The following is a 22,728-nucleotide window of genomic DNA, read 5'->3' as shown; positions in this document are numbered from 1 at the left end:
CTTTACTCATTGATTTTATTGGAGATAAATAAGCCACCATAGAATAAATTATATTGGTTGTATTTTCAGTAACAAACCCCAAAAGTATTTATACTAACTCAATCAGTTTAATTGATTTTTATTTTACATATATTTAAAGCATAATTAAAAATACTCAAAGGAAAAAATAACTTAATAATAGGTTTATTATAGGGATATAAATGAAAACCTTTTCAAAATAAAGCCCTGATGGTAAGTTAATAAGATAGTTCTGATAAAACATTGTTCATTAGCAATTTTCTTTATTATATTTCCTAACATAAAAATAACTTTAATATTTTTAAAAATTAATGTGGTGCACATGAATTTTCGATTTATTTTTTTATTGTCAACGCTATTACCTTTAGCTGTATCAGCTAATACCGCACAAATTATTGACCAACAAATCAATAATCAAGCTAGCCAAGATCGCTCTCGCCAACAACAGACTCAACTTGAAGCTAAAGATGCCTTAGGTAAAACCAGAGAACCCTCAAATAATATTTTAATTTTTGATGATGAGAAAGATTGTTTTGAAATGAAACAAGTAGTCTTACTTTCAGAACCTAAACTCCCCTCAATGAGACCTTTAGAAGCTTATGCAAGCCAAGTTGTCGGAGTATGTATCGGTATCAATGGAGTTGAAACCTTAGCAAAAGGCTTACAAGATAAAATAATTAAATCAGGTTACGTCACAACACGCGTTAATATTCCAGAACAAAACATCAGTGAAGGGACTTTAATGCTCCAAATTATTCCAGGTAAAGTTGCGAATGTTAAACTTGCCGAAGGCAGCGATACTTATATTACTTTAGGGGCAATTATGCCCGCTAAAGAAGGAGATATTCTAAATATTCGTGACATTGAACAAGGCCTAGAAAACCTTGAACGGATCCCTGGTGCGAAGGTGAATATTGAACTCGCACCAGGTAAAGAATTTTCCACCTCGGATATTTCCATACAACGAGAAAAGTCATCTCACTTTAATCTAGGAGGATATTACAATAACTCTGGAAGTCGCCAAACGGGTAAAGACCAAGTTGGAGTAACTCTGTATGCTAATAACCTAACGAGCTTAAACGATACCTTATATGTCTCCGCCGGAAAAAATGCAAAAAACCAAGCACGAAACAGCACCAGTAATGCTTCTATTTATTATGCTGTTCCCTATAATTATTGGCTTTTCTCATTGTACGCAAGTAAAAGTGACTATAAACAAACTATTAATGACTCTGTACTTAGCTATAAATATTATGGTGACAGTAAATATTATAACGCTACGGCCAGTAATGTTTTTTTGCGCGGCCAAACGTTTAAAGATACAGCGTCAATCCAATTGATTAAAAGAAAATCAAAATATAAGTTGGAGGATGTCAGCCTACTTTCCCAACAACGAGACCTTACCAGTCTTAAACTGGGTATTAGCCATCGTCAAAATATCAACAATTCTACCATTGATGCATCATTATACCATCAACGTAACGTACCTTGGTTTGGTGCCGAACAAAGTTGGGATATGAAATATGGTGATGTCAGCACAATGAGCCGTGTTTATACTGCCGATATTTCGGGAATGTTCCCCTTCTCATTTGACAATTTTATTATGAGTTATAACCCACAACTGTTTGTACAATATTCACGCGATCGCTTAACTATTCAAGATCAATTTTCGTTAGGTAACCGTTGGACTGTTCGTGGTTTCGATGAAGAGTTTTCACTGATCGGTGACAAAGGTTTTTACTTGCGAAATGAGTTTAACTTTTATATTCCTGGCTTCTCCTTTTATCCATACTACGCACTTGACTATGGCCGAATACTTGGAGGTGTTTATCCGCTAGGTCTCTATTCTGATGACCAACTATTAGGAACGGCTATTGGTATGAGAGGTAATGTTAATATATTCAGCTATGACTTATTTTTAGGTGCACCACTTTATAAACCTGATGAATATGAAACCAGTAGCGTCAATGCGGGGTTAAATGTGCAATGGTTTTGGTAAATTCATATCTTAAAATTTGATTACAGCTTAAAGCCGAATATCGCCCTTATATTCGGCTTTTTATTTTCATATAGATAATACCGATATTCTGTTATTTAATCTTATTTATCTTAATAAAATAAGATAAACAATAAATGTATTTATTTTATTATCACGCTATAACACCAATTAATCTATTAAACCAACGTCACCCTTTGCGTTACTGTTTTGTTGTTTTGTTGTTGATTGTATGTTTATAGTTAATAGAAATTGAAAAATCCGAGAATACGAATATTCTCGGATTTCCACTTCACTCTAATCCATCAGAATTCAGGTATTACCTGTATTGCTTCCTATCAAATTCTTAGAAACGGTAACCCGCACCAAACATAAATACAAATGGGTCTAAACGAGTATCGATTTTGTGTGTGTCATTACCCGCTTTAAATTTCACATCCGTTTCAATATTCATCCACCAAACAGAGGCGTTTAACATCCAGTTATCAGTTAGCATGTAATCCATACCAGCTTGCGCTGCAAAGCCCCAAGAGCTTGATAAATCAAGGTCTGATAAGCCCGCACCTTTCCCTGTTGAGTTAAATTTCTCATCAAAGAAGAAGGTATAGTTAACACCTGCACCTAAATAAGGGCGTAATTTATCTTCTTTACTACCAAAGTAATATTGCGCCATTAAAGTTGGTGGTAAATGTTTAACAGTTGCAATTGTACCTAAAGGCCCTACGCCAACTTTGTGTTCAAACGGAGTTGCTGCTAATAATTCCACACCGATATTATCAGTGATCATATATCCAAACGTTAAACCTAATTGAGTATTGTTATTAACATCAAATGAACCTAAACCTAATACATTTTCAGAACCTGCATTTGGGCGTACCGTTGCAGTTCCTGTACGGAAAATAAAGTCGCCAGCTTCATGAGCAATAGAAACTGCTGGAGCTAAAGTTGCAGCAGCTAATACAAGCGCAGTGAGTTTTTTCATTATCAATCCCATTCCTGTGTTTTTATTTTAGGAAAATATACCTTATTATTTAAATTGATGTTCAAATCAAGATCACATCTTTTACTAATTTAGAGGTAAACCAATAAATATGGATTTATTATTTCATTTATTATTTTTTAAATTTTGATTTAAATCAATTTTTGGAAGATAACTAACAAAATAAAAATTTGATTTCGAAATATATATATTTATTTCGAAACTTAAACATATATTAAAAATACAACTTATATGGTTTCATTTCTTTGGCTAATTAAATTCAATCATTATGTCCATTATATTTGTCTTAACCTCCCGAATTTTATTATCTTTCTCTACCTCTAGGCGTGATACTCGGTTACAATTGGCATAAATTTTTGATCCCGTTTGTAGATAGGAGCAGTGTCATGTCCATTTCGGCCAACTCACTCATTAGTGATAGTATCAATTTCTTTAAAAATCAATTGAGTGGCCTCTTCACCATCGTGCTTTTAGCCACCGTAGTGAGCCTCGTTATCTATGCGGTGATGATCCCAAGTGAACAGATGATAGGTGTTCTGGCACAAGCACAAAGTCAGATGATTGAATCTGGTAATTCGGGGTTACAAGACTGGATTTTAGGTCTATCTGAAGAAGATAAAAGTAGTATTTTGCGTGTTTCTTTCGGGTTGATCCTCTCCGTCACTTTTGGAAGTTTGTTCCTTATTTGTGGTACATTGTCCTATATCTCTGGTATGTCTCGCGGTGAAGATATGACAGGGCTACAGGCAATAACATCATCACTGAACAAAGCACCTTCTATGTTCCTTCTATTGGTCGTCTGTTCTCTGCTTATCCAGTTAGGTATCACAATTATGGTTCTACCTGGTATTGTCTTAGCCATTGGTTTTTCCTTAGCACCAGCGATTTTAATAACAGAACGTACCAACCCTTTCAGTGCGATGGGAAAAAGCTGGAAAATGGCTTATGCGAATTGGCGTGTTGCCTTACCGATGATTTTAATTTGGATGGCGGCTCAAATGCTTATTAGTCTTCTATTGGGTAACCTTAATATGAATCATATTGTTATTAATGGCATCTCTTTTTTACTCAATAATGTTGTAGCGGCATTCGCTTTAATTTACTTTTATCGTTTATATATGCTAATCACTAAAAATTGATTTATTGATTTTCAGCTGATAACCCAAAGCGGGAAAACAACGCTTTATCCCGCTTTGGCAACAACTTCAAGTATCGAAAGATACCTTTTTATTTACATTATTTTTTAAGCATTATCTGAGCGAATATCCATCGGTGTAATTCGACTTTCACAATCATGTTCCAATATACCGAAATCTTTTTGGCACTCTTGTGCTTTTCTTTCTTCAACGCATTTCATTTGAATTTGTTGCTTACTTTGAATTAAACGGATTGCAAAATAGATATCCGGTACCACTAATAAGTCATCATCTGAACGATTGATTTTATTTTGTTCTAGCCAACGATTAAGCGACGTTCTGCGCCCTGCTAATACTAAAGTTACCCCTTTCGCCTTCAAAGATGTCACAATATCATTTAACGTGGAAAATACGCTCACATCATTGTGTGTGAAGCTGACGGCAGCATCCACAATCACCCAAGCTGGCCTCTTCCGTTGATTATCTAAATGTTTATTTAAACGTTCTTTAAAGTAATTCACATTGAAATAGGTAAGCGGAGAATTGAAACGATAAATCAGGACGCCATCAACTTCTTGAATATCATTTTCTGATGTCATCGAGTGCAACATACCATGTTCATCAACGCCTAGTAGTTGATCTGTAGGTCTAAATATAATTCGGATAAACTGCAACAAACCTAATAGAACAGCTAAGCCTACACCACTAATCAAACCAACCACCAGCACTGCACATAGCGTGAAAATACATAAGAAAAAAGCTTCTCTATTGCGTTTTCGCATTGATAAAATACTGCGAAAACTGAGTAATGAATACGTTGAAATAATCAAAACTATCCCTAAAGCAGGCATTGGGATATATTCCAATAAATTCATAGAAAAAAGTAAAACCGCTAAGATGGTTATTGCGGCAACAAGGGAAACTAATTGCGTTTTCCCCCCCATCATATCATTCACCGCAGTACGGCTACTCGCAGCACTAACAGCAAAACCCTGACCAAAAGCAGAAGCAATATTTGCCATACCTAACGCTTTTAGTTCTTGGTCTGCATCAACGGTATAACCGTTCTTACTCGCAAAACTACGAGCCGTCATCATAAAGCTAACAAAACTGATCACAGACAAGTTTAATGATGGAATGACAAGGTCTCGAAGTAAGCCAGGTGGAAAATCAGGCATTGGGATATACGGAAGCCCTTCACCTAAATCTCCAACCGTACTAATACCATATTGTTCGAGATTAAATAGGATACTTGCTGCTGTGGCCAACACCATTGCAATTAATAGCGATGGCCACTTGCTACGCACTCGCTTAATCAATAGAGTAATGACCAATGTTGCAATGGCAACTAATAATGTCGGAATATGTGTTTCCACTAACGCTAATGGTAATGCTATTAAGCGTTCAATAAACCCTGAAGGTAACGTACTGATACCAAATACTTTACTAATTTGGCTGACGATAATAGTGAGAGCAACCCCATTTAATAAGCCCTGTAATATCGGTCTGGATAAAAAATCGGCAAAGGTCCCTAAGCGAAATTTTGCTGCAATCAAACACCAAACCCCAGTCATAAAACTCATGACAATAATCAGCTGCCAACGAACAGTTTCATCCCCCATGGCAAGAGGTGCGACTGCGGCTGCAATTACAGCACATGTAGCGGCATCAGGACCGATAATCAATTGTTTAGACGTACCAAACAATGCATAAAAAAACATCGGTAAAATACACGAGTATAACCCGACAATTGCATTCACACCCATTAACTCAGCATAGGCAATAGCAACGGGCAAGGCAACAGCAGCGACAGATAGGCCAGCTTTAACATCAGAACCTAAATCTGAACGTTGATAGTTAAATAACGTTTTTAAACCTGGCATCCAGACAAATAGCTTTGCCTTTATCATCGGGGAAAAGTACCTATAAATTAGCAAGTTAAATTATTTTATATACTATATATATCCGAACTAATAAAGTTTATCTAGAAGTAAGTCAAATAATCGTAAAATAGTGCAAATATGATTGGTAACAAAGCATGTTTATTGGTAAAAAGGTGCAAACTTTTAACAATTAAAGCCAAAATCGGTTAAACTACTCCATTATCTTTACGTTGAGGCGCTGTATTCACTGTTATGAAACAACTTATTGATTTTATTCCTTTGATAATCTTTTTTATTGTCTATAAAAGATACGATATTTTCTATGCGAGTGGCGCATTAATGGTGACCACTCCTTTAGCGTTATTAGCAACTTATCTTATTTATAAGAAAGTTGAAAAAGTTGCAAAAATTACCTGTGCAATCGTAATGGGTTTTGCGGCTTTAACTCTTATTTTCCATAGTGATGCATTCATTAAATGGAAAGTCACTATTATCTATGCTGCATTTGCTGGTGCATTACTCTTTAGCCAATGGTTTACTGAAAAACCACTCATTCAGCGCATGTTAGGCAGTAACCAAGAAATAAAACTTGCAGATAGTTATTGGAATAAACTTAATAGTGCATGGGCTATTTTCTTTATTTTCTGTGCACTTCTGAATATTTATGTTGCTTTCTGGATGGCTCAAGATATCTGGGTTAACTTCAAAGTCTTTGGTCTAACAGCAGGAACATTAATATTTACAGTACTGAGTGTGGTCTATATTTTTAAAAATATGGTTAAAGAGCCTGTAGAAAAACACGAAGAATAATTTATAAATAGAGTTAAAAACCTGCTAATTGCATCTCGCTTAGCAGGTTTTTTTATATGTTAATAGCGCTTGTCACCAAATGCTTTTTCAATTTTTTTATCTGTATTGTACTGTGATAGTGCATATACCGACCAAATGGCGGCTGGTAACCAACCAATCAACGTGATCTGCAAAATTAAGCAAATAATCCCAGCAAAGGGGCGCCCTATCGTAAAAAATTGCAACCAAGGTAATAATATTGCCAATAACAATCTCATTTCATACCTCTAAATTAATCAATAATATTCATATTACTGAGTATAGCTAATTCAATCAGTTGACTAAATATAAAAAACACTTCTTGCTTTTTCTTTGCAAAAGTTGAGCTTTTTATCATATTTAGAAGCCGTTTATTAATAATAGATATCATATTTGTCTTATTTTTGCAGCAATTCACTCAAATAGTCATTATCAATCAATAACTACGAGGTTCAGGTTTACTATTACCTATGTAATTTGCTATAAATGCAAAATCAAAAGTAATAACCCTTTTAATAAGAGTCTGATATGCAATTGCCGAACGGTGAGTTGGTTTTACGTACATTAGCCATGCCCGCAGATACTAATGCGAATGGTGATATTTTTGGTGGCTGGCTGATGTCACAAATGGATATAGGTGGGGCTATATTAGCGAAAGAAATTGCGCTAGGACGAGTAGTTACTGTAGCGGTAAATGGGATTAAATTTCAAAAGCCTGTTGCCGTAGGTGATGTTGTTTGTTGCTACGCACGCTGCCTAAAAACAGGGAAAAGCTCAATTACAATTAATATTGAAGTTTGGGTAAAAAAAGTAGCAACCGAGCCCGTTGGCCACCGCTATCGTGCAACTGATGCTGTATTTACCTATGTTGCCGTTAATGACGATAGTACCTCTCGTTCATTACCCAAAGAAAAGCAGCATTTTCAATTAGCCAGTTCTGAGCAACACGCAGACTAAACTTTAATACCTATCTTAAAATATAAATAAAACAAAAAGCACCTCATTAATTAAAGGTGCTTTTTTATTTTGCAAGAAAAGAACACTTATACTTGGCTTACGGTTCCATCCAATTTGAAATAAATTTCGGTCACATAGCCTTTTGCAGGTTGCTTTTCAAAAGTCCAACGGTTCATAGCCCGTTTAACATCGCGCTCGAATAACCCTTTAGGTGAAGCTTCGACAAATTCAATATTTGTCACTCGCCCACCATCATCAATATCATAACGAACCTTCACATACCCTTCTTTACCTAAGCGACGTGCGCGTTCAGGATAAGAAGGAGCTTGTTTATGCAGAGCCCTAGGGCCACCCTTTTTGGTTGATTGACTATTACTTGCCCCAGTATTGTTAGCTGTCTTTATTGGGTTGTTATTCGTTTTCGGTGCAGTAACATCTGATTTTAGGTTATTCATAGCCAATTGCTTTTCAACCGGCTTAACATCTTCTTTAATCTTTTTCTTTTCTTCCTGTTTTGGCTTAGGTTTTTTCTTCACCTCAGGCTTTTTCTTAGGCAATGCAATAACGGGTTCAACCACCGGTTCAGGCTCTGGCTCAATAACGGGTTCAGGTTCTGGCTCTACCGGTGTTTCAACCTGCTCAACAGGTTCAGAAGCAGGTTCAGGGGCAGCAAAAGCAACCATAGCAATCGTCAATGGCTCAGGATCTCTAGCCAAATTAGGTTGATTAAAAATCCATGCCATTGCAAGGCCTGCATGAATAGATAATGAAATGACGATAATTAAAGTCCAACGCATCCAACGCATATGCAATTTCTACCCTACACCTGTCTACCAAAAAGAATATGACTGATAGTTTAAATGCAAATAGCAATCATATTCAATAAGGTTTGTCATACAAAGTGAAAAATGTGAGTGCGCGCTGTAATAACCTTACTCAATCCATTGGGTAAAAAGCAGGGAATGTCGACGATGGTAAATATCAATTTTACGCATTGCATAGATGCGCATGTTTCGCCTTGAATGCCCTTCTAGCCAGCGTCTGCGGCGGCGTAGGGATTGTCTTAACATACGCCAACGCCCTACTTCATGCCTACTACGTCTCATTTAATTGTGTCCTTTAATCGTCTAAAAATTATTAGAAAAAAATATTATATTCCTTTGAAAAAAAGAACCAAGAGGAACTTTTTATATACGCTTAGAGTACAATATTTAATTTCACAACAATAATATCACCTTACACAATCATTTTTTCCTTACGAATTACTCTATTTCACGAAGCTTTTACTGCAGAATTTTGCTAAATTCTATTAAGTTGATATTTTACTAATAGTTTTTTTAGCTAAACTATCTTTTTTTGAACCTTTTTTCTTATCAGTGAGGCATCTGACCCGTTATGGCAACCGTCTATACACTTATGAGTTGGCTTTTGTTCTTCCTATATTGGCTAATTATTGCAGCAATTACAGTCCGCATCTTAGTCAAAAGAAGGCCGGTCACCTCAGCCATGACATGGCTCCTGATCATTTATATCCTGCCATTAGTCGGTATTATTGCGTATGTCGCCTTCGGTGAACTTCACCTCGGTAAACGTCGAGTTGATAAAGCTCATGATATGTGGCCTTCTGTCGCAACATGGTTAGAAAATCTACGAAATTCAAAACATATCTTTGCCACTGATAACAGCCCCGTCGCTGAGCCATTATTTCAATTAGTTGAAAAACGCCAAGGCATTGCTGGGGTTAAAGGTAATAGGATTCAACTTTTAACCACTTGTGAAGATTCATTAAAAGCGATAGTCAATGATATCAATAATGCTCAGCACTCAATTGAAATGGTCTTCTATATTTGGCAACCGGGTGGTTTAGTTGACGGAGTTACCGAAGCATTACTCAACGCTGCAAAACGAGGTGTTAAATGCCGTATTATGGTGGACTCTGCAGGAAGTTGGCACTTTTTCCGTAGTGATTATCCCGAAAAAATGCGTGCTGCAGGCATTGAGTTTATAGAATCACTAAAAGTTAATTTGATGCGTTTCTTCCTGCGTCGAATGGATTTACGTCAACATCGTAAAATAGTCGTTATCGATAACTATATTTCATATACAGGTAGTATGAATATGGTTGACCCTCGTTATTTTAAACAAGATTCAGGGGTTGGTGAATGGGTTGACATTTTAGTGCGTATGGAAGGCCCAGTGAGTACCACGTTAGGTATTGTGTATGCTTTTGACTGGGAGATGGAAACTGGCCAACGCGTACTTCCACCACCGCCTGATAGTAATATTATGCCTTTTGAACAAGCGAATGGGCATACAACACAAATTATCGCCTCCGGCCCTGGCTTCCCTGATGAGTTGATTCAACAATCGCTGATGACCGCCATGTTTTCTGCACGCAAACAACTGATCATGACGACTCCTTATTTTGTGCCTAGCGATGACCTTTTACATGCAATTTGCACGGCAGCAATGCGGGGTGTTGATGTCAGTATTATTATGCCAAGGCAGAATGACTCATTCCTTGTCCGCTGGGCAAGCCGTTCATTTTACAGTGAATTATTAGCTGCCGGTGTTAAGATTTACCAATTCGAAGATGGCTTATTGCACACCAAGAGTGTATTAGTTGATGGCGAGCTCAGCCTAGTTGGCTCAGTCAATCTTGATATGCGCAGTTTATGGCTCAATTTTGAAATCACCGTGGTCATTGACGATAAAAGTTTTGGTAGCGATCTCACGTTAGTTCAGTATGATTATATTGCGCGGTCAACACGTTTAGAAATCGAAGAGTGGGAACAACGCCCTTTCTGGAACCGTGTCGTTGAGCGCATTTGTTACTTCTTTAGTCCATTGTTATAAATTTAGTTTATTAGGAAAGGTCATGACTGAAATACAAAACACACCGTTAATCGATGAAGATGACATCATTGAAATCGCTTATGACCTTTTTCTTGAAGGGGCAATGGATAATTTAGAACCCGCTGACCAGTTAATTTTTGCTTTGCAGTTCGAAGAGTTAGGTGCTGCAGAAATTGTCCCCTTTAGTCATAACTGGCAAGATATTATTAATAATAACATTGAATTAGCGCAGTTTAGTGAAGTAGTTATCGGGTTAGCTCAAACCCCTGATGCCGAGCTAGAAGATATCTTTGCTCGCATATTAATTAGCCGCCACCCTTCTAAACCGTTTCACCATATTCTGTGGAAAAAATAGGAATATCACTATTCAGATTATTCGATAAAAAAACAGAGCACTTGGCTCTGTTTTTAATTTGTTGGGCATCTATAACAAACTAAAGAGGGTCAATTTTCAAACAAGACACCGCATGTTTGAAACTCCCTTCTAATAATGGCCTAGTTTTTGCGCACTCGTCATCGGCTAATGGGCAACGGGTTCTAAATACACAGCCTGAAGGCGGATTAATTGGCGATGGCAATTCACCTTCTAAAAGCTCTATCACCTTATTTTTTTCTTTATCGGGATCAGGAACTGGCACCGCTGACATCAATGCGCGTGTATAAGGGTGTAGTGGGTTATTATATACCTCATCATAGGTACCAAGCTCCACGGCATGCCCCAAATACATCACTAACACGCGGTCAGAAATATGCTTAACAACCGCCAAATCGTGTGCGATAAATATGAGAGATAATTTCATTTCACGTTGTAATTCTTGCAATAAATTAACAACTTGCGCTTGAATTGACACATCTAATGCAGAAACGGGCTCATCGCAAATTACCAATTTAGGTTCCAAAATCAATGCCCTTGCGATACCAATACGCTGACATTGCCCTCCGGAAAATTCATGGGGATAACGGTTAATTAAGTTTGGTAATAAACCAACCCGCATCATCATTTTTTTCACTTTTTCTGTGATTTGTGATGGCGGCATTTTAGGATGATATGTTTTTAATGGTTCGGCAATAATATCACCAATGGTCATTCGCGGATTAAGAGAAGCCAATGGATCTTGGAAAATCATTTGGATATCACTGCGAACACTGCGCCACTCTTTAGCGGTTTTACCTAATAAGTTCTGCCCAAGCCAACTTACAGTACCATCAGTCGCTTTCACTAACCCAATGAGCGCTCGAGCAAAAGTAGATTTTCCACACCCCGACTCCCCAACCACGCCTAATGTTTCACCTTCATATAAACGCAGTGTAACGCCGTCGACAGCTTTGAGGCTTTTGTTTGGCTGCCAAAACCACTGTTTTTTGTCTCTAATCTCAAAATGGACTTTAAGATCATTCACTTCTAACAATACTGGTCTATTTTCATGGGTACTCATACCAACTCCTCCAGCGGTTTAAAGCAGGCACGTAACCGCGTTTGACCAAAAGTGGTTAATGCAGGTTCTTGTTCAACACATTGCTGAACGGCGTATTGGCAACGAGGTGAAAATGGGCACCCTTTAGGTAAACGTAGTAAATTAGGCGGGTTACCTGGAATGGTCGCTAAACTCTCGTCATCCCCATCAAGGCGAGGAACGGCAGCTAACAAGCCAAGTGAATATGGATGAGATGGCTGATAAAAAATATCCTTAGCGGTACCATACTCCATCGTGCGTCCCGCATACATTACGAGAACTTTATCACATACCCCAGCGACGACCCCAAGGTCGTGAGTAATCAAAATAATCGCAGTATCAAACTCGTGTTTTAACTCATTGAGCAAAGTCATAATTTGCGCTTGCACTGTCACATCAAGTGCCGTCGTAGGTTCGTCAGCAATTAACAACTTGGGTTGGCACAATAATGCCATTGCAATCATGACTCGTTGTCTCATTCCTCCTGAGAATTCATGTGGATACATATTCATCCGCTTACGTGCTTCAGGCATTTTAACTGCATCTAACATACGAACTGATTCTTCGAAAGCCTCCCTTTTACTCATGCCTTTATGTAACATGAGAACTTCTGACAGCTGTGTACCAATTTTCAAATAAGGATTCAATGATGTCATTGGGTCTTGGAAGATCATTGAAATTTCTTCCGCTCGCATCCGATTTAATTCTTTTTCTCTTAAATTCAAGATCTCACGGCCGTTAAATATAGCAGAGCCATTAATCTTGCCATTTTTGGCAAGCAAACCCATCAGAGCAAAAGCTGTTTGTGATTTTCCTGAACCGGATTCACCAACAATTCCTAGCGTTTCCCCCGCACTTAATTCAAAGTTCAATTTATTTACGGCGGTAACGTCACCATCTTGGGTCGCAAATGTCACGCTGAGATCTTTCACGGATAACAGAGGGCTTTTCATTGGGTTATTTGACATATTATTCCCTCTAGCGATCTTTCGGGTCGAGCGCGTCACGCAGCCCGTCACCGATGAAGTTAAAACAAAATAACGTAATGACTAAGAAACCTGCTGGGATCAGTAGCAACCATGGTGTGACCTCCATTGAGTTAGCTCCATCACTTAATAAAGCCCCCCAACTACTTAATGGCTCTTGTGTGCCTAAACCTAAAAAGCTTAAGAATGATTCAAACAAAATCATACTTGGAACTAATAATGAGGCATACACCACGACGACACCTAAAACGTTAGGAACAATATGACGTAAAATAATCTGTCGTGTACTAACGCCACAAACCAATGCCGCCTCAATGAATTCTTTGCGCTTTAATCCGAGTGTTTGTCCGCGAACAATACGCGCCATATCCAACCACGACACCATCCCAATGGCCACAAAGATCAGTAAGATATTGGTACCAAACAAGGTCACTAAGAGGATCACAAAAAACATAAATGGGAAGGAGTTTAAAATTTCTAATATCCTCATCATGATGGAATCCACTTTTCCACCCACATAGCCAGCTAATGAACCATATAAAGTTCCTACCACCACGGCAACTAGCGCAGCTGCAACGCCCACCATTAAGGAAATACGCCCACCAATCGCGACACGCACTAATAGATCTCGGCCTGAAGCATCTGTGCCAAAATAATGTCCAGTTGCCATATCAGGTGGCATTGACATCATTTCCCAGTCGGTATCATCGTACAAAAACGGCGATAACATGGGAGCAAAAATGACAAACAAAGTAATTAAAAATAAGACACATAAGCTGAAAATTGCCGCACGGTTGTGCATAAAACGGCGCCTTGCGTCTTGCCATAAACTGCGCCCTTCAATATCGAGCTGCTCTGAAAAATTCGCCAGAGCTTCACTATTTTTTTGATTCGATAGCATCGTGTTTCTCCGACTTAGTAACGAATTTTAGGGTCAATAACTGCATACAAAACATCGACAATTGCATTAAATGTAATTGTCAGTACCCCAACTAAAATCGTTAAGCTCAATACCAGTGAATAATCACGATTAAGTGCACCATTAACAAAGAGTTGGCCGATCCCTGGTAACCCAAAAATAGTTTCAATTACCATTGACCCGGTAATAATCCCCACAAAGGCGGGCCCCATGTATGAGAGTACGGGAAGCAACGCTGGTTTGAGTGCATGGCGTAAAATGATAGTTCTTAGCGGTAACCCTTTTGCTCGAGCAGTACGAATAAAATTAGAATGCATAATTTCGATCATCGAACCACGTGTAATACGGGAAATACTGGCGATATAAGCTAATGAAAGCGCAACCATGGGGAGCACCATATGTTTTAGGTTTCCTCCATCCCAACCACCGCCAGGAAACCATTTCAAATGAATGGCAAAAATCAGCACCAATAACGGTGCGACAACAAAGCTTGGGATAACAACTCCCGTCATGGCAAACCCCATGACTGTAAAGTCCCATTTGGTATTTTGGTTTAGTGCGGCTATCACCCCTGCGGATACCCCAAACAAAACAGCAACAATAAATGCCGTTGCCCCTAATTTTGCTGAGACCGGAAATGCTTTAGCAACTAAATCATTAACACTGTAATCCTTGTATTTAAATGATGGACCAAAGTCACCTTTGGAAAGCTGAATTAAATAATTAAAATACTGCTTATACATTGGGTCATTTAAATGATATTTAGCTTCAATATTTGCCATCACTTCCGGTGGCAATTTCCGCTCGCCAGTGAACGGACTCCCTGGGGCTAATCGCATCATAAAAAATGAAATGGTAATCAAAACCAAAAGAGTCGGGATGGCTTCTAACAACCGACGAAAAATAAATTTCAACATCGCTCTTTCCTACTTCTATTGCCTAAATAGGCGAATATCTGGCTCCAATAAATGGAGCCAGAGCAACTGTATTAGTGTTTAATAATGTATAAATCTTTTGTATGCAGGTTATCTAATGGGTCTTTGCCACTATAACCACCGACATAAGGTTTCACTAAACGCGTGTTAACATAGTAGTAAAGAGGAACAATACCGGAGTCTTTATCGAGTAATTTTTCGGCTTGTTGATAGAGTTCTGCACGTTCATCATCTGTTTTGACTTGCAATGTTTTTTTCATCACCGCATCAAAATCTGTATTTTTATAATGAACCGTATTATTACTGCTGTAGGAAAGTAACATATTCAGGAAGGAAGAAGGCTCGTTGTAGTCGGCACACCAGCCTGCACGCGCGACATCATAGTTACCTTGATGTCGGCTATCTAAGAAGGTTTTCCACTCTTGGTTCTCTAGTTTCACTTGCGCGCCAATATTTTTCTTCCACATAGAAGAAGCTGCGATGGCAATACGCTTATGTAAGTCTGAAGTATTATACAATAGATTGAATTTTAATGGGTTGGCTTTGTTATATCCCGCTTCTTCTAGCAACTGTTTCGCTTTTTCATTACGCTGCTCTTGGGTCATATTCGCATACCAATCCGGTTTTTCTGTTTTCATACCGCTGGTAAATGGTGGTGTGAAACCATATGCAGGAATATCCCCTTGCGCTTTGACCTTATATGTAATCGTATCTCTATCCATAGATAGCTTTAACGCTTCACGAACACGAGGGTCATTAAACGGCGGTTTTTCATTATTAATTTCATAATAGTAAATACAGAGATACGGGTTTACACGTAACTCATTCGGCATATTTTGTTGTAAGCTTTTAAACTGCTCGATAGGTAAGTTACTGTATGTCATATCAATTTCACCACTTCGATAGCGGTTAACATCAGTGACTTCTGAAGAAATAGGTAAAAATGTAACTTGATCAATAACCGTATTCGCATTATCCCAATAGCTTGGGCTACGTTCTAATACAATGCGCTCGTTTACCGTCCAATCTTTTAATTTATATGCCCCATTCCCCACAAAATTCTGTGGCTGCGTCCATTTAGCGCCATGTTGTTCAATGACTTTTTTATTGACTGGCGACATAGATGAGTGCGCTAATAATTTAGGAATATAAGGGACGGCTTCACTCAGTGTAATAACTAGGGTTTTATCATCAAGGGCTTTAATACCAAGTTCTTCCGGCTTTTTCTTACCCGCAATAACATCGTCAATATTCTGGATGTGAGCATATTGCAAATAACTTGCATAAGGCGATGCGGTATCAGGGTCAGCCAATCGTCGCCAACTATACACAAAATCCTCTGCCGTGACAGGGTCACCATTAGACCACTTAGCGCCATCACGAATTTTAAATGTCCACTCTGTAAAATTTTTATTTTCCCAGCTGGTTGCCGAACCAGGTAAAATTTCACCATCAGGCCCCACTATAGTGATCCCTTCGAAAAGATCTCTCGCTAAAGCGGATTCAGGCACCCCTTCAATTTTATGTGGGTCCAAAGATTGAGGTTCTGAACCATTATTACGAACCATTACCTGTTTTTCTGCCAGTTCAACACCAGCAGGAACCGTTGCAGCAAAACTTGTTGCTATAGAGCCCATTGCTAACCCAGCCATTACGCTAAGTGCAATAATCGATTTATTGATTGATTTACTCATCTTATCGGTTACTCCCATATATATTATTATGATTGTGTGTTGATGCATGTTCACCTACGAGATGAACACTTTTTATAATTATTTAGATATTATTAATTAGGTTCATTTATATATAACCGTTTAATATCCGTATAATCAAGAGGGTCATTACCTTTAAATCCACTAACACTCGGTTTTATCATTCGAGCACTGACACGATAATAAACAGGAACAATAGCCGAATCCTTGTCTAGCAAAGCTTCCGCTTGTTGGTATATCGCATGACGAGATGAAGGATCTGGTGCAATTAACGCTTTCTCAAGTAAGGCATCAAAGTCCGGATTATTATAAAAAGAGGTATTATTACTGTTTTGAGACAGCATCATGTTCAAAAAGGCGGTTGGTTCGTTGTAATCTGCACACCATGTCGCCCTAGCAACATCGTAGTTTCCTTCATGACGACTTTGTAATGATGTTTTCCATTCTTGGTTTTGCAACGTAACTTGTGCGCCAATATTTTTCTGCCACATGGATGCCGCAACAATAGCTTGCTGCTTATTTTGATCTGAAGTGTTGTACAGTAAAGCAAATTTCAATGGGTTTTCTTTGTTATAACCGGCCTGTGAAAGCAAATCTTTTGCTCGTTGGTAACGTTGCTCCGCCGATAAATTTGCCCAATTAGGTAATGTAAAATTGCCATTATTAATAAAGGTTGGCGTAAAGCCATAAGCGACTTTTTGCCCTTGCGCAATAATTTTGTTAGTGATTGTTTCTCTATCTAACCCTAGTTTTATAGCTTCACGCACCCTCGGGTCATTAAACGGCGCTTTTTGATTATTAATTTCGTAATAGAACGTACACAAATAAGGCCGAACATATAACTCATTAGGCCTTTCTTGCTGCATTTTTTTATATAAAACAGGTGGGATTGCAGAATTAGATATGTCAATTTCACCACTACGATAACGATTAATATCGCTCACTTCGGAACTAATCGCTAAAAAGGTCGCTTGCTCAATACGGCTATTCTGGTTATCCCAGTAAAATGGATTTCGTTTGACAACAATACGTTCATTTACCACCCAGTTATCCAATACGTATGCCCCGTTCCCAATAAAATTTTGAGGCTGGGTCCATTTATCGCCATGTCGTTGAATTGCAGATTTATTCACGGGTTTCATAGATGTATGGGAAAGCATATCTACAAAATAAGGCACAGGGTGGCTAAGCGTTACTTGTAAATGTTGCGGGTCAAGCGCCTTCACTCCCAGCGCTGTTGCTGGCATTTTCCCTGCTAAAATTGCATCTGCATTTAAAATATATGCATTTTGTAAGTAACTAGAGTAAGGCGAACCGGTATTTGGGTCAGACAAGCGTTGCCAGCTATACACAAAATCTTCAGCGGTTACTGGCGAACCATCACTCCACTTTGCATCATCTCGTAAAGTAAAAATCCACGTGGTGAAATTTTCATTACTCCAACTTTTAGCAACACCAGGAACCGATTTACCGTCTACATCGGTATACACTAGACCTTCTAATAAGTTTAATATCACATTGCTTTCTGGCACCCCTTCCACTTTGTGGGGGTCAAGTGAAGTCACTTCTGAGCCATTGTTAATTGTAATAACCTGTTTTACTTTTTCTGTGGCACTTGCCTGTAACGTAACAAATAATAAAGAGAGTACACCAAAACCAAGTGTTGATTTGAACATCCTATCCCTCATGATTCATTGATGGTGCTATAACCTCACTAGCAACCTTCTTTATGCTAATATTTAAGCCCTAGTACCGCTATTTCCTTATGGGCAATCCACTTAATGAACTCAAATAATTAAAACAATTAATTAACATTAGTTAGTTAAAAATTTTAAGTAAGTTTTAAAAAAACAGGTGGCATAATTATAATTCATTTATATTACAATGAGTTAATAAAATATTGGTTATATACTATAAGATAGCCCCCAAGCACATTTCCAAACATATCATTAACAAACGCCAATTAGAATAGTGAATAAATTTACATAGCTCACAATTCCTTACTTTTTATCCCTGTTTTAGCAATAAATGCCACATATAATTACAGGCATCATTTTTTTAGACGTGATTATTGATAGCTAAAATTTTAGCCAGCCAATTAAAGAAAAGGGAAATATGCTATCTGAATAGCAAAACTGATATGTGTAATACGAGGTAAATTAGCAGTGGGTATGGCTGCAATAGGGCCGATTTGCAGCCATAAAAAGAAATGAGATTACAATAGGCCTGGGAATATGGCCTTAACACCCGTCACAATAAACTCTATTCCCAGCGACATCAGTAATAACCCCATGATACGAGTCACTACGTTGATCCCTGTTTGACCTAAGTAACGAACCAATAAAGACGCTGAACGAAATAATAACCAACAACAAAAGGCAAAAGCGATACTCGTCAACGCTAAGCCTAAAAAGTTTTGCCAACCATGCCAACGAGATGACCATACAATACAAGAACTTATTGCACCAGGCCCCGCCATTAGAGGTAAAGCTAAAGGTACAACACCAATGCTATCCCTAACCGCAGTTTCCGTTTTTTCTTGCTTGTTCTGTTTGTCTTCACCAATTTTACCGCTAATCATTGACATCGCGATTGTGACGATCAAAATCCCCCCAGCAATACGGAAGGAATCAATTGAAATACCAAATAATTGCAGTATTGAGTCACCAATTAATAATGATGTACATAAAATGATCGCAACTGAGGTATTTGCAATGGTGTTAGTCTTATTTCGCCCAGCATTACTTTGATAGTTTGTCATACTAATAAACACAGGTAATATGCCAACTGGGTTTACAAGTGCAAATAAACCAATAAAAAATTTAATATAACCCGATAAATCAAGTAATGCGCTACTCACCCATTCATTTCCTTAAGCAATTCTCTTTAGAGATTCATTGATACCTTTCATAATTTTACCACCGATGTTATTAATTTCCTTGAGTAAAACAATATTTTCTTTAACTTGCTAAATTTATTTAATATTTAGTTAGATAGACATAGATTATCCGCACGAATTGTTTTGATAATATTAAATTAAGTAATAGATGAACAACATTTATTCAACTTGTGCATAAATACACGTGCTGAAAGGAGTCAGCTTAGCATTTTCGTGATTTAGATCACTTTATTTAATTACCGTTTTGTTAATCTACTCTTAACTGATAGACAGAGCTAATTAGGATATTAACTCAATATTGAATAAGGTTTTTAAGCCAATAAGCGATGATGAGCAGCGTTATTATAGATTACATCTATACTTTCATCTTTAAGCATTTCTTCGTTCTATAGATGCATTGCTCATTGGCTTAAAAAGTTTAACATTTATCAGGAGTAATCTATATGTCCGTAACTAACGTTACCGAACTCAATGAACTCGTTGCTCGTGTCAAAAAAGCTCAACGTGAATTCGCAACTTTCTCCCAAGAAAAAGTTGATGAAATCTTTAGAGCCGCTGCCCTCGCTGCTGCTGACGCACGCATCCCCCTAGCAAAACTTGCTGTCGAAGAATCTGGAATGGGCATTGTTGAAGATAAAGTGATCAAAAACCACTTTGCTTCAGAGTATATCTACAATGCTTATAAAGACGAAAAAACCTGTGGTACGCTATCTGAAGACCCAACATTTGGGACAATTACGATAGCTGAGCCGATTGGTATTATCTGTGGTATTGTGCCAACAACTAACCCGACTTCAACCGCAATTTTTAAATCACTCATTAGCTTAAAAACACGTAACGCTATTATTTTTTCTCCGCACCCTCGCGCCAAAATTGCTACTAACCGTGCAGCACAAATCGTGCTGGATGCTGCTATTGCAGCGGGTGCACCAAAAGACATTATTGGCTGGATTGACTCCCCTTCTGTTGAGTTATCCAATGCCTTAATGCACCATCCTGATATTAACCTGATTTTAGCGACAGGTGGACCAGGCATGGTGAAAGCCGCTTATAGCTCAGGTAAACCCGCTATCGGAGTTGGTGCGGGTAACACCCCTGTGGTGATTGATGAAACGGCAGATATTAAACGTGCTGTTGCGTCTATTCTGATGTCAAAAACATTCGACAACGGGGTTATTTGTGCATCTGAACAATCAGTTGTAGTCGTGGATGAAATCTACAACCAAGTTCGCGAGCGTTTTTCCAGCCATGGTGGCTACCTGCTACAAGGGAAAGAACTCAAAGCAGTTCAAGATATCATCTTAAAAAATGGCAACCTAAACGCCGCTATTGTTGGTCAACCTGCTTATAAAATTGCCGAAATGGCCGGTATTAGCGTGCCAAAAACAACTAAAATCTTAATTGGTGAAGTAAAAACTATTGATGAGTCAGAACCGTTCGCCCATGAAAAACTGTCTCCATTATTAGCCATGTATCGTGGTAAGAATTTTGAAGATGCCGTTGCAAAAGCAGAACAATTAGTTGAAATGGGGGGAATTGGCCATACCTCTTGCCTATATACTGACCAAGATAACCAACATGAGCGAGTTAACTATTTTGGCCAAAAAATGAAAACTGCGCGTATTTTAATCAATACGCCAGCGTCACAAGGCGGTATTGGTGACCTGTACAACTTTAAATTAGCGCCTTCTCTTACACTAGGTTGCGGTTCTTGGGGGGGTAACTCCATCTCTGAAAACGTCGGTCCAAAACACCTTATCAATACCAAAACTGTGGCGAAGAGAGCTGAAAATATGTTGTGGCATAAACTTCCGAACTCAATCTACTTCCGCCGTGGTTGTCTACCTATCGCCCTTGAAGAGATTGCAACTGACGGTGCAAAACGCGCCTTTATCGTAACCGATGGCTATCTATTCAATAATGGTTATGTTGATGAAGTCGTTAGCGTTCTCAAAAAACATCAGATTGAAACTGATGTTTTCTTTGAAGTTGAGGCAGACCCGACATTAACGGTCGTTCGTAAAGGTGCAGCACAAATGCAAGCATTCCAACCTGATGTCATTATTGCATTAGGTGGTGGTTCACCAATGGATGCGGCTAAAATTATGTGGGTTATGTATGAACACCCCGAAACTCATTTTGAGGAATTAGCATTACGTTTCATGGATATACGTAAACGTATCCACCGTTTCCCTAAAATGGGCGTTAAGGCTAAATTAGTTGCTATCACAACGACTTCCGGTACGGGTTCAGAAGTGACTCCATTTGCGGTAGTGACTGATGATAAAACAGGCCAAAAATATCCATTAGCGGATTATGCATTAACACCAAATATGGCAATTGTTGACGCGAACTTAGTCATGAATATGCCTAAATCGTTAACGGCTTTTGGTGGTTTAGATGCTGTCACCCATGCATTGGAAGCTTATGTTTCTGTTTTAGCTAATGAATTTACTGACGGACAAGCACTTAAAGCCCTGAGTTTGTTAAAAGATTATTTACCAGCCAGTTACCACGAAGGTGCTAAAAACCCTGTTGCAAGAGAACGTGTACATAACGGAGCAACACTTGCGGGTATTGCATTCGCAAACGCATTCTTAGGTGTCTGTCACTCAATGGCTCACAAACTTGGTTCAGAGTTCCATATTCCTCATGGCCTTGCGAACGCATTATTAATTTGTAATGTTATCCGTTTTAATGCTAATGATAACCCAACAAAACAAACTGCGTTTAGCCAATACGATCGACCTCATGCACGTCGCCAATATGCAGAAATTGCAGATCATTTAGGGCTCACTAAAGTTGGAGATCGGACGGCTGAGAAAATTGAAAAATTACTCGCATGGTTGGAGGAAATGAAAGCTGATTTAGGCATTCCTAAATCTATTCGTGAGACTGGTGTAACTGAAGCCGACTTCTTAGCCCGTGTAGATAAACTTTCTGAAGATGCATTTGATGACCAATGTACAGGAGCAAACCCCCGCTATCCTTTAATCTCTGAAATTAAACAGTTATTACTGGATTCTTATTATGGTCGTGAGTTTGTTGAGCATCAAGATACGCCTGTGATTGATAAAGAGGAAAAAAAAGCGCCTCAGAAAAAAACAGCCGTAAAAAAAGAAGTAGAAAGGAAAAACGCTAAGAAATAA

General features: G+C 38.4%; 19 protein-coding genes. 7 read left to right on the top strand and 12 right to left on the bottom strand.

Annotation, left to right across the window (positions count from 1 at the left end):
• The first annotated feature begins 340 nt into the window (after positions 1 to 340).
• Entirely contained in the window at positions 341 to 2,017 is a 1,677-nt protein-coding gene (locus tag FVA69_RS10525; RefSeq protein WP_164528811.1) for a ShlB/FhaC/HecB family hemolysin secretion/activation protein, read from the top strand.
• Between the two features lie 343 nt (positions 2,018 to 2,360).
• Here FVA69_RS10525 and ompW read toward each other — a convergent pair whose 3' ends face one another.
• On the bottom strand, positions 2,361 to 2,996 hold the full coding sequence (gene ompW, locus FVA69_RS10520; RefSeq protein ID WP_109913218.1) for an outer membrane protein OmpW: 636 nt from the start codon (positions 2,994 to 2,996) through the stop codon (positions 2,361 to 2,363).
• Positions 2,997 to 3,400: 404 nt separating this feature from the next.
• Here ompW and FVA69_RS10515 point away from each other — a divergent pair, with 404 nt between their 5' ends.
• On the top strand, positions 3,401 to 4,153 hold the full coding sequence (locus FVA69_RS10515; protein ID WP_109913219.1) for a YciC family protein: 753 nt from the start codon (positions 3,401 to 3,403) through the stop codon (positions 4,151 to 4,153).
• A 104-nt stretch (positions 4,154 to 4,257) separates the two neighbouring features.
• Here the strand turns inward: FVA69_RS10515 and FVA69_RS10510 are convergent, their stop codons facing one another.
• Positions 4,258 to 6,060, bottom strand: coding sequence for a SulP family inorganic anion transporter (locus tag FVA69_RS10510; protein ID WP_004911111.1), 1,803 nt, complete (start codon positions 6,058 to 6,060; stop codon positions 4,258 to 4,260).
• A 225-nt stretch (positions 6,061 to 6,285) separates the two neighbouring features.
• Here FVA69_RS10510 and FVA69_RS10505 point away from each other — a divergent pair, with 225 nt between their 5' ends.
• Positions 6,286 to 6,843, top strand: coding sequence for a septation protein A (locus FVA69_RS10505; protein WP_109913220.1), 558 nt, complete (start codon positions 6,286 to 6,288; stop codon positions 6,841 to 6,843).
• Positions 6,844 to 6,902: 59 nt separating this feature from the next.
• Here FVA69_RS10505 and FVA69_RS10500 read toward each other — a convergent pair whose 3' ends face one another.
• Positions 6,903 to 7,100 carry a YqaE/Pmp3 family membrane protein gene (locus FVA69_RS10500; RefSeq protein WP_004911118.1) on the bottom strand — a complete coding sequence of 66 codons (198 nt, stop codon included), beginning with the start codon at positions 7,098 to 7,100 and terminating at the stop codon, positions 6,903 to 6,905.
• Between the two features lie 289 nt (positions 7,101 to 7,389).
• Here FVA69_RS10500 and yciA point away from each other — a divergent pair, with 289 nt between their 5' ends.
• Positions 7,390 to 7,818 carry an acyl-CoA thioester hydrolase YciA gene (gene yciA, locus FVA69_RS10495; RefSeq protein ID WP_004911119.1) on the top strand — a complete coding sequence of 143 codons (429 nt, stop codon included), beginning with the start codon at positions 7,390 to 7,392 and terminating at the stop codon, positions 7,816 to 7,818.
• 86 nt (positions 7,819 to 7,904) lie between these two features.
• Here yciA and FVA69_RS10490 read toward each other — a convergent pair whose 3' ends face one another.
• Positions 7,905 to 8,624, bottom strand: coding sequence for a TonB family protein (locus FVA69_RS10490; protein WP_004911122.1), 720 nt, complete (start codon positions 8,622 to 8,624; stop codon positions 7,905 to 7,907).
• 126 nt (positions 8,625 to 8,750) lie between these two features.
• Positions 8,751 to 8,924, bottom strand: a complete 174-nt coding sequence (locus tag FVA69_RS10485; protein ID WP_004254127.1) for a YciY family protein — start codon at positions 8,922 to 8,924, stop codon at positions 8,751 to 8,753.
• A gap of 289 nt (positions 8,925 to 9,213) precedes the next feature.
• Here FVA69_RS10485 and cls point away from each other — a divergent pair, with 289 nt between their 5' ends.
• Both cls and FVA69_RS10475 read left to right on the top strand, forming a co-directional pair.
• Positions 9,214 to 10,674 carry a cardiolipin synthase gene (cls, locus tag FVA69_RS10480; protein ID WP_117162234.1) on the top strand — a complete coding sequence of 487 codons (1,461 nt, stop codon included), beginning with the start codon at positions 9,214 to 9,216 and terminating at the stop codon, positions 10,672 to 10,674.
• A gap of 22 nt (positions 10,675 to 10,696) precedes the next feature.
• Positions 10,697 to 11,029, top strand: a complete 333-nt coding sequence (locus FVA69_RS10475) for an HI1450 family dsDNA-mimic protein (RefSeq protein ID WP_004911124.1) — start codon at positions 10,697 to 10,699, stop codon at positions 11,027 to 11,029.
• Between the two features lie 79 nt (positions 11,030 to 11,108).
• On the opposite strand, the gene oppF is transcribed toward FVA69_RS10475, so the two are convergent.
• The 7 genes from oppF to FVA69_RS10440 form a co-directional block, all read right to left on the bottom strand.
• Positions 11,109 to 12,110 (bottom strand): murein tripeptide/oligopeptide ABC transporter ATP binding protein OppF, encoded by a 1,002-nt coding sequence (oppF, locus tag FVA69_RS10470; protein WP_110731958.1) that lies wholly within the window; start codon positions 12,108 to 12,110, stop codon positions 11,109 to 11,111.
• Positions 12,107 to 13,096, bottom strand: coding sequence for an ABC transporter ATP-binding protein (locus FVA69_RS10465; protein WP_004911130.1), 990 nt, complete (start codon positions 13,094 to 13,096; stop codon positions 12,107 to 12,109). Before FVA69_RS10465 ends, oppF begins: the two co-directional genes overlap by 4 nt.
• A 10-nt stretch (positions 13,097 to 13,106) precedes the next feature.
• The gene (oppC, locus tag FVA69_RS10460) at positions 13,107 to 14,015 is read right to left on the bottom strand and encodes an oligopeptide ABC transporter permease OppC (RefSeq protein WP_004911132.1); all 909 of its coding nucleotides are present in this window, start codon (positions 14,013 to 14,015) and stop codon (positions 13,107 to 13,109) included.
• A 14-nt stretch (positions 14,016 to 14,029) separates the two neighbouring features.
• Complete coding sequence (oppB, locus tag FVA69_RS10455; RefSeq protein WP_004254116.1) at positions 14,030 to 14,950, bottom strand: oligopeptide ABC transporter permease OppB; 921 nt, start codon at positions 14,948 to 14,950, stop codon at positions 14,030 to 14,032.
• Positions 14,951 to 15,021: 71 nt separating this feature from the next.
• Positions 15,022 to 16,620 (bottom strand): oligopeptide ABC transporter substrate-binding protein OppA, encoded by a 1,599-nt coding sequence (gene oppA / locus FVA69_RS10450; protein WP_419179690.1) that lies wholly within the window; start codon positions 16,618 to 16,620, stop codon positions 15,022 to 15,024.
• A gap of 134 nt (positions 16,621 to 16,754) precedes the next feature.
• Positions 16,755 to 18,368 (bottom strand): ABC transporter substrate-binding protein, encoded by a 1,614-nt coding sequence (locus FVA69_RS10445; RefSeq protein WP_051128890.1) that lies wholly within the window; start codon positions 18,366 to 18,368, stop codon positions 16,755 to 16,757.
• 527 nt (positions 18,369 to 18,895) lie between these two features.
• A complete protein-coding gene (locus FVA69_RS10440) occupies positions 18,896 to 19,540 on the bottom strand; it encodes a YchE family NAAT transporter (protein ID WP_004254112.1) in 645 nt (214 codons plus the stop codon).
• A 482-nt stretch (positions 19,541 to 20,022) separates the two neighbouring features.
• Between FVA69_RS10440 and adhE the strand changes: the two genes are divergently transcribed.
• Positions 20,023 to 22,728 (top strand): bifunctional acetaldehyde-CoA/alcohol dehydrogenase, encoded by a 2,706-nt coding sequence (gene adhE / locus FVA69_RS10435; RefSeq protein WP_164528810.1) that lies wholly within the window; start codon positions 20,023 to 20,025, stop codon positions 22,726 to 22,728.

Origin of the sequence: Providencia sp. PROV004, from assembly GCF_011045615.1 — a bacterium.
In the GTDB taxonomy this organism is placed as follows: domain Bacteria; phylum Pseudomonadota; class Gammaproteobacteria; order Enterobacterales; family Enterobacteriaceae; genus Providencia; species Providencia rettgeri.
Note: the sequence above shows the minus strand (reverse complement) of the source record. Positions and strands in the feature narration are given on the sequence as shown.

Excerpts from the sequence above, each read along its gene's own strand:
- FVA69_RS10490 (WP_004911122.1), bottom strand. The coding sequence starts at position 8,624 with ATGCGTTGGATGCGTTGGACTTTAATTATCGTCATTTCATTATCTATT.
- FVA69_RS10445 (WP_051128890.1), bottom strand. The coding sequence starts at position 18,368 with ATGAGGGATAGGATGTTCAAATCAACACTTGGTTTTGGTGTACTCTCT.
- FVA69_RS10485 (WP_004254127.1), bottom strand. The coding sequence starts at position 8,924 with ATGAGACGTAGTAGGCATGAAGTAGGGCGTTGGCGTATGTTAAGACAA.
- FVA69_RS10500 (WP_004911118.1), bottom strand. The coding sequence starts at position 7,100 with ATGAGATTGTTATTGGCAATATTATTACCTTGGTTGCAATTTTTTACG.
- ompW (WP_109913218.1), bottom strand. The coding sequence starts at position 2,996 with ATGAAAAAACTCACTGCGCTTGTATTAGCTGCTGCAACTTTAGCTCCA.
- oppA (WP_419179690.1), bottom strand. The coding sequence starts at position 16,620 with ATGGCTGGGTTAGCAATGGGCTCTATAGCAACAAGTTTTGCTGCAACG.
- oppF (WP_110731958.1), bottom strand. The coding sequence starts at position 12,110 with ATGAGTACCCATGAAAATAGACCAGTATTGTTAGAAGTGAATGATCTT.
- FVA69_RS10505 (WP_109913220.1), top strand. The coding sequence starts at position 6,286 with ATGAAACAACTTATTGATTTTATTCCTTTGATAATCTTTTTTATTGTC.
- cls (WP_117162234.1), top strand. The coding sequence starts at position 9,214 with ATGGCAACCGTCTATACACTTATGAGTTGGCTTTTGTTCTTCCTATAT.
- oppB (WP_004254116.1), bottom strand. The coding sequence starts at position 14,950 with ATGTTGAAATTTATTTTTCGTCGGTTGTTAGAAGCCATCCCGACTCTT.
- FVA69_RS10465 (WP_004911130.1), bottom strand. The coding sequence starts at position 13,096 with ATGTCAAATAACCCAATGAAAAGCCCTCTGTTATCCGTGAAAGATCTC.
- FVA69_RS10510 (WP_004911111.1), bottom strand. The coding sequence starts at position 6,060 with ATGATAAAGGCAAAGCTATTTGTCTGGATGCCAGGTTTAAAAACGTTA.
- FVA69_RS10515 (WP_109913219.1), top strand. The coding sequence starts at position 3,401 with ATGTCCATTTCGGCCAACTCACTCATTAGTGATAGTATCAATTTCTTT.
- FVA69_RS10475 (WP_004911124.1), top strand. The coding sequence starts at position 10,697 with ATGACTGAAATACAAAACACACCGTTAATCGATGAAGATGACATCATT.
- yciA (WP_004911119.1), top strand. The coding sequence starts at position 7,390 with ATGCAATTGCCGAACGGTGAGTTGGTTTTACGTACATTAGCCATGCCC.
- oppC (WP_004911132.1), bottom strand. The coding sequence starts at position 14,015 with ATGCTATCGAATCAAAAAAATAGTGAAGCTCTGGCGAATTTTTCAGAG.
- FVA69_RS10525 (WP_164528811.1), top strand. The coding sequence starts at position 341 with ATGAATTTTCGATTTATTTTTTTATTGTCAACGCTATTACCTTTAGCT.
- adhE (WP_164528810.1), top strand. The coding sequence starts at position 20,023 with ATGTCCGTAACTAACGTTACCGAACTCAATGAACTCGTTGCTCGTGTC.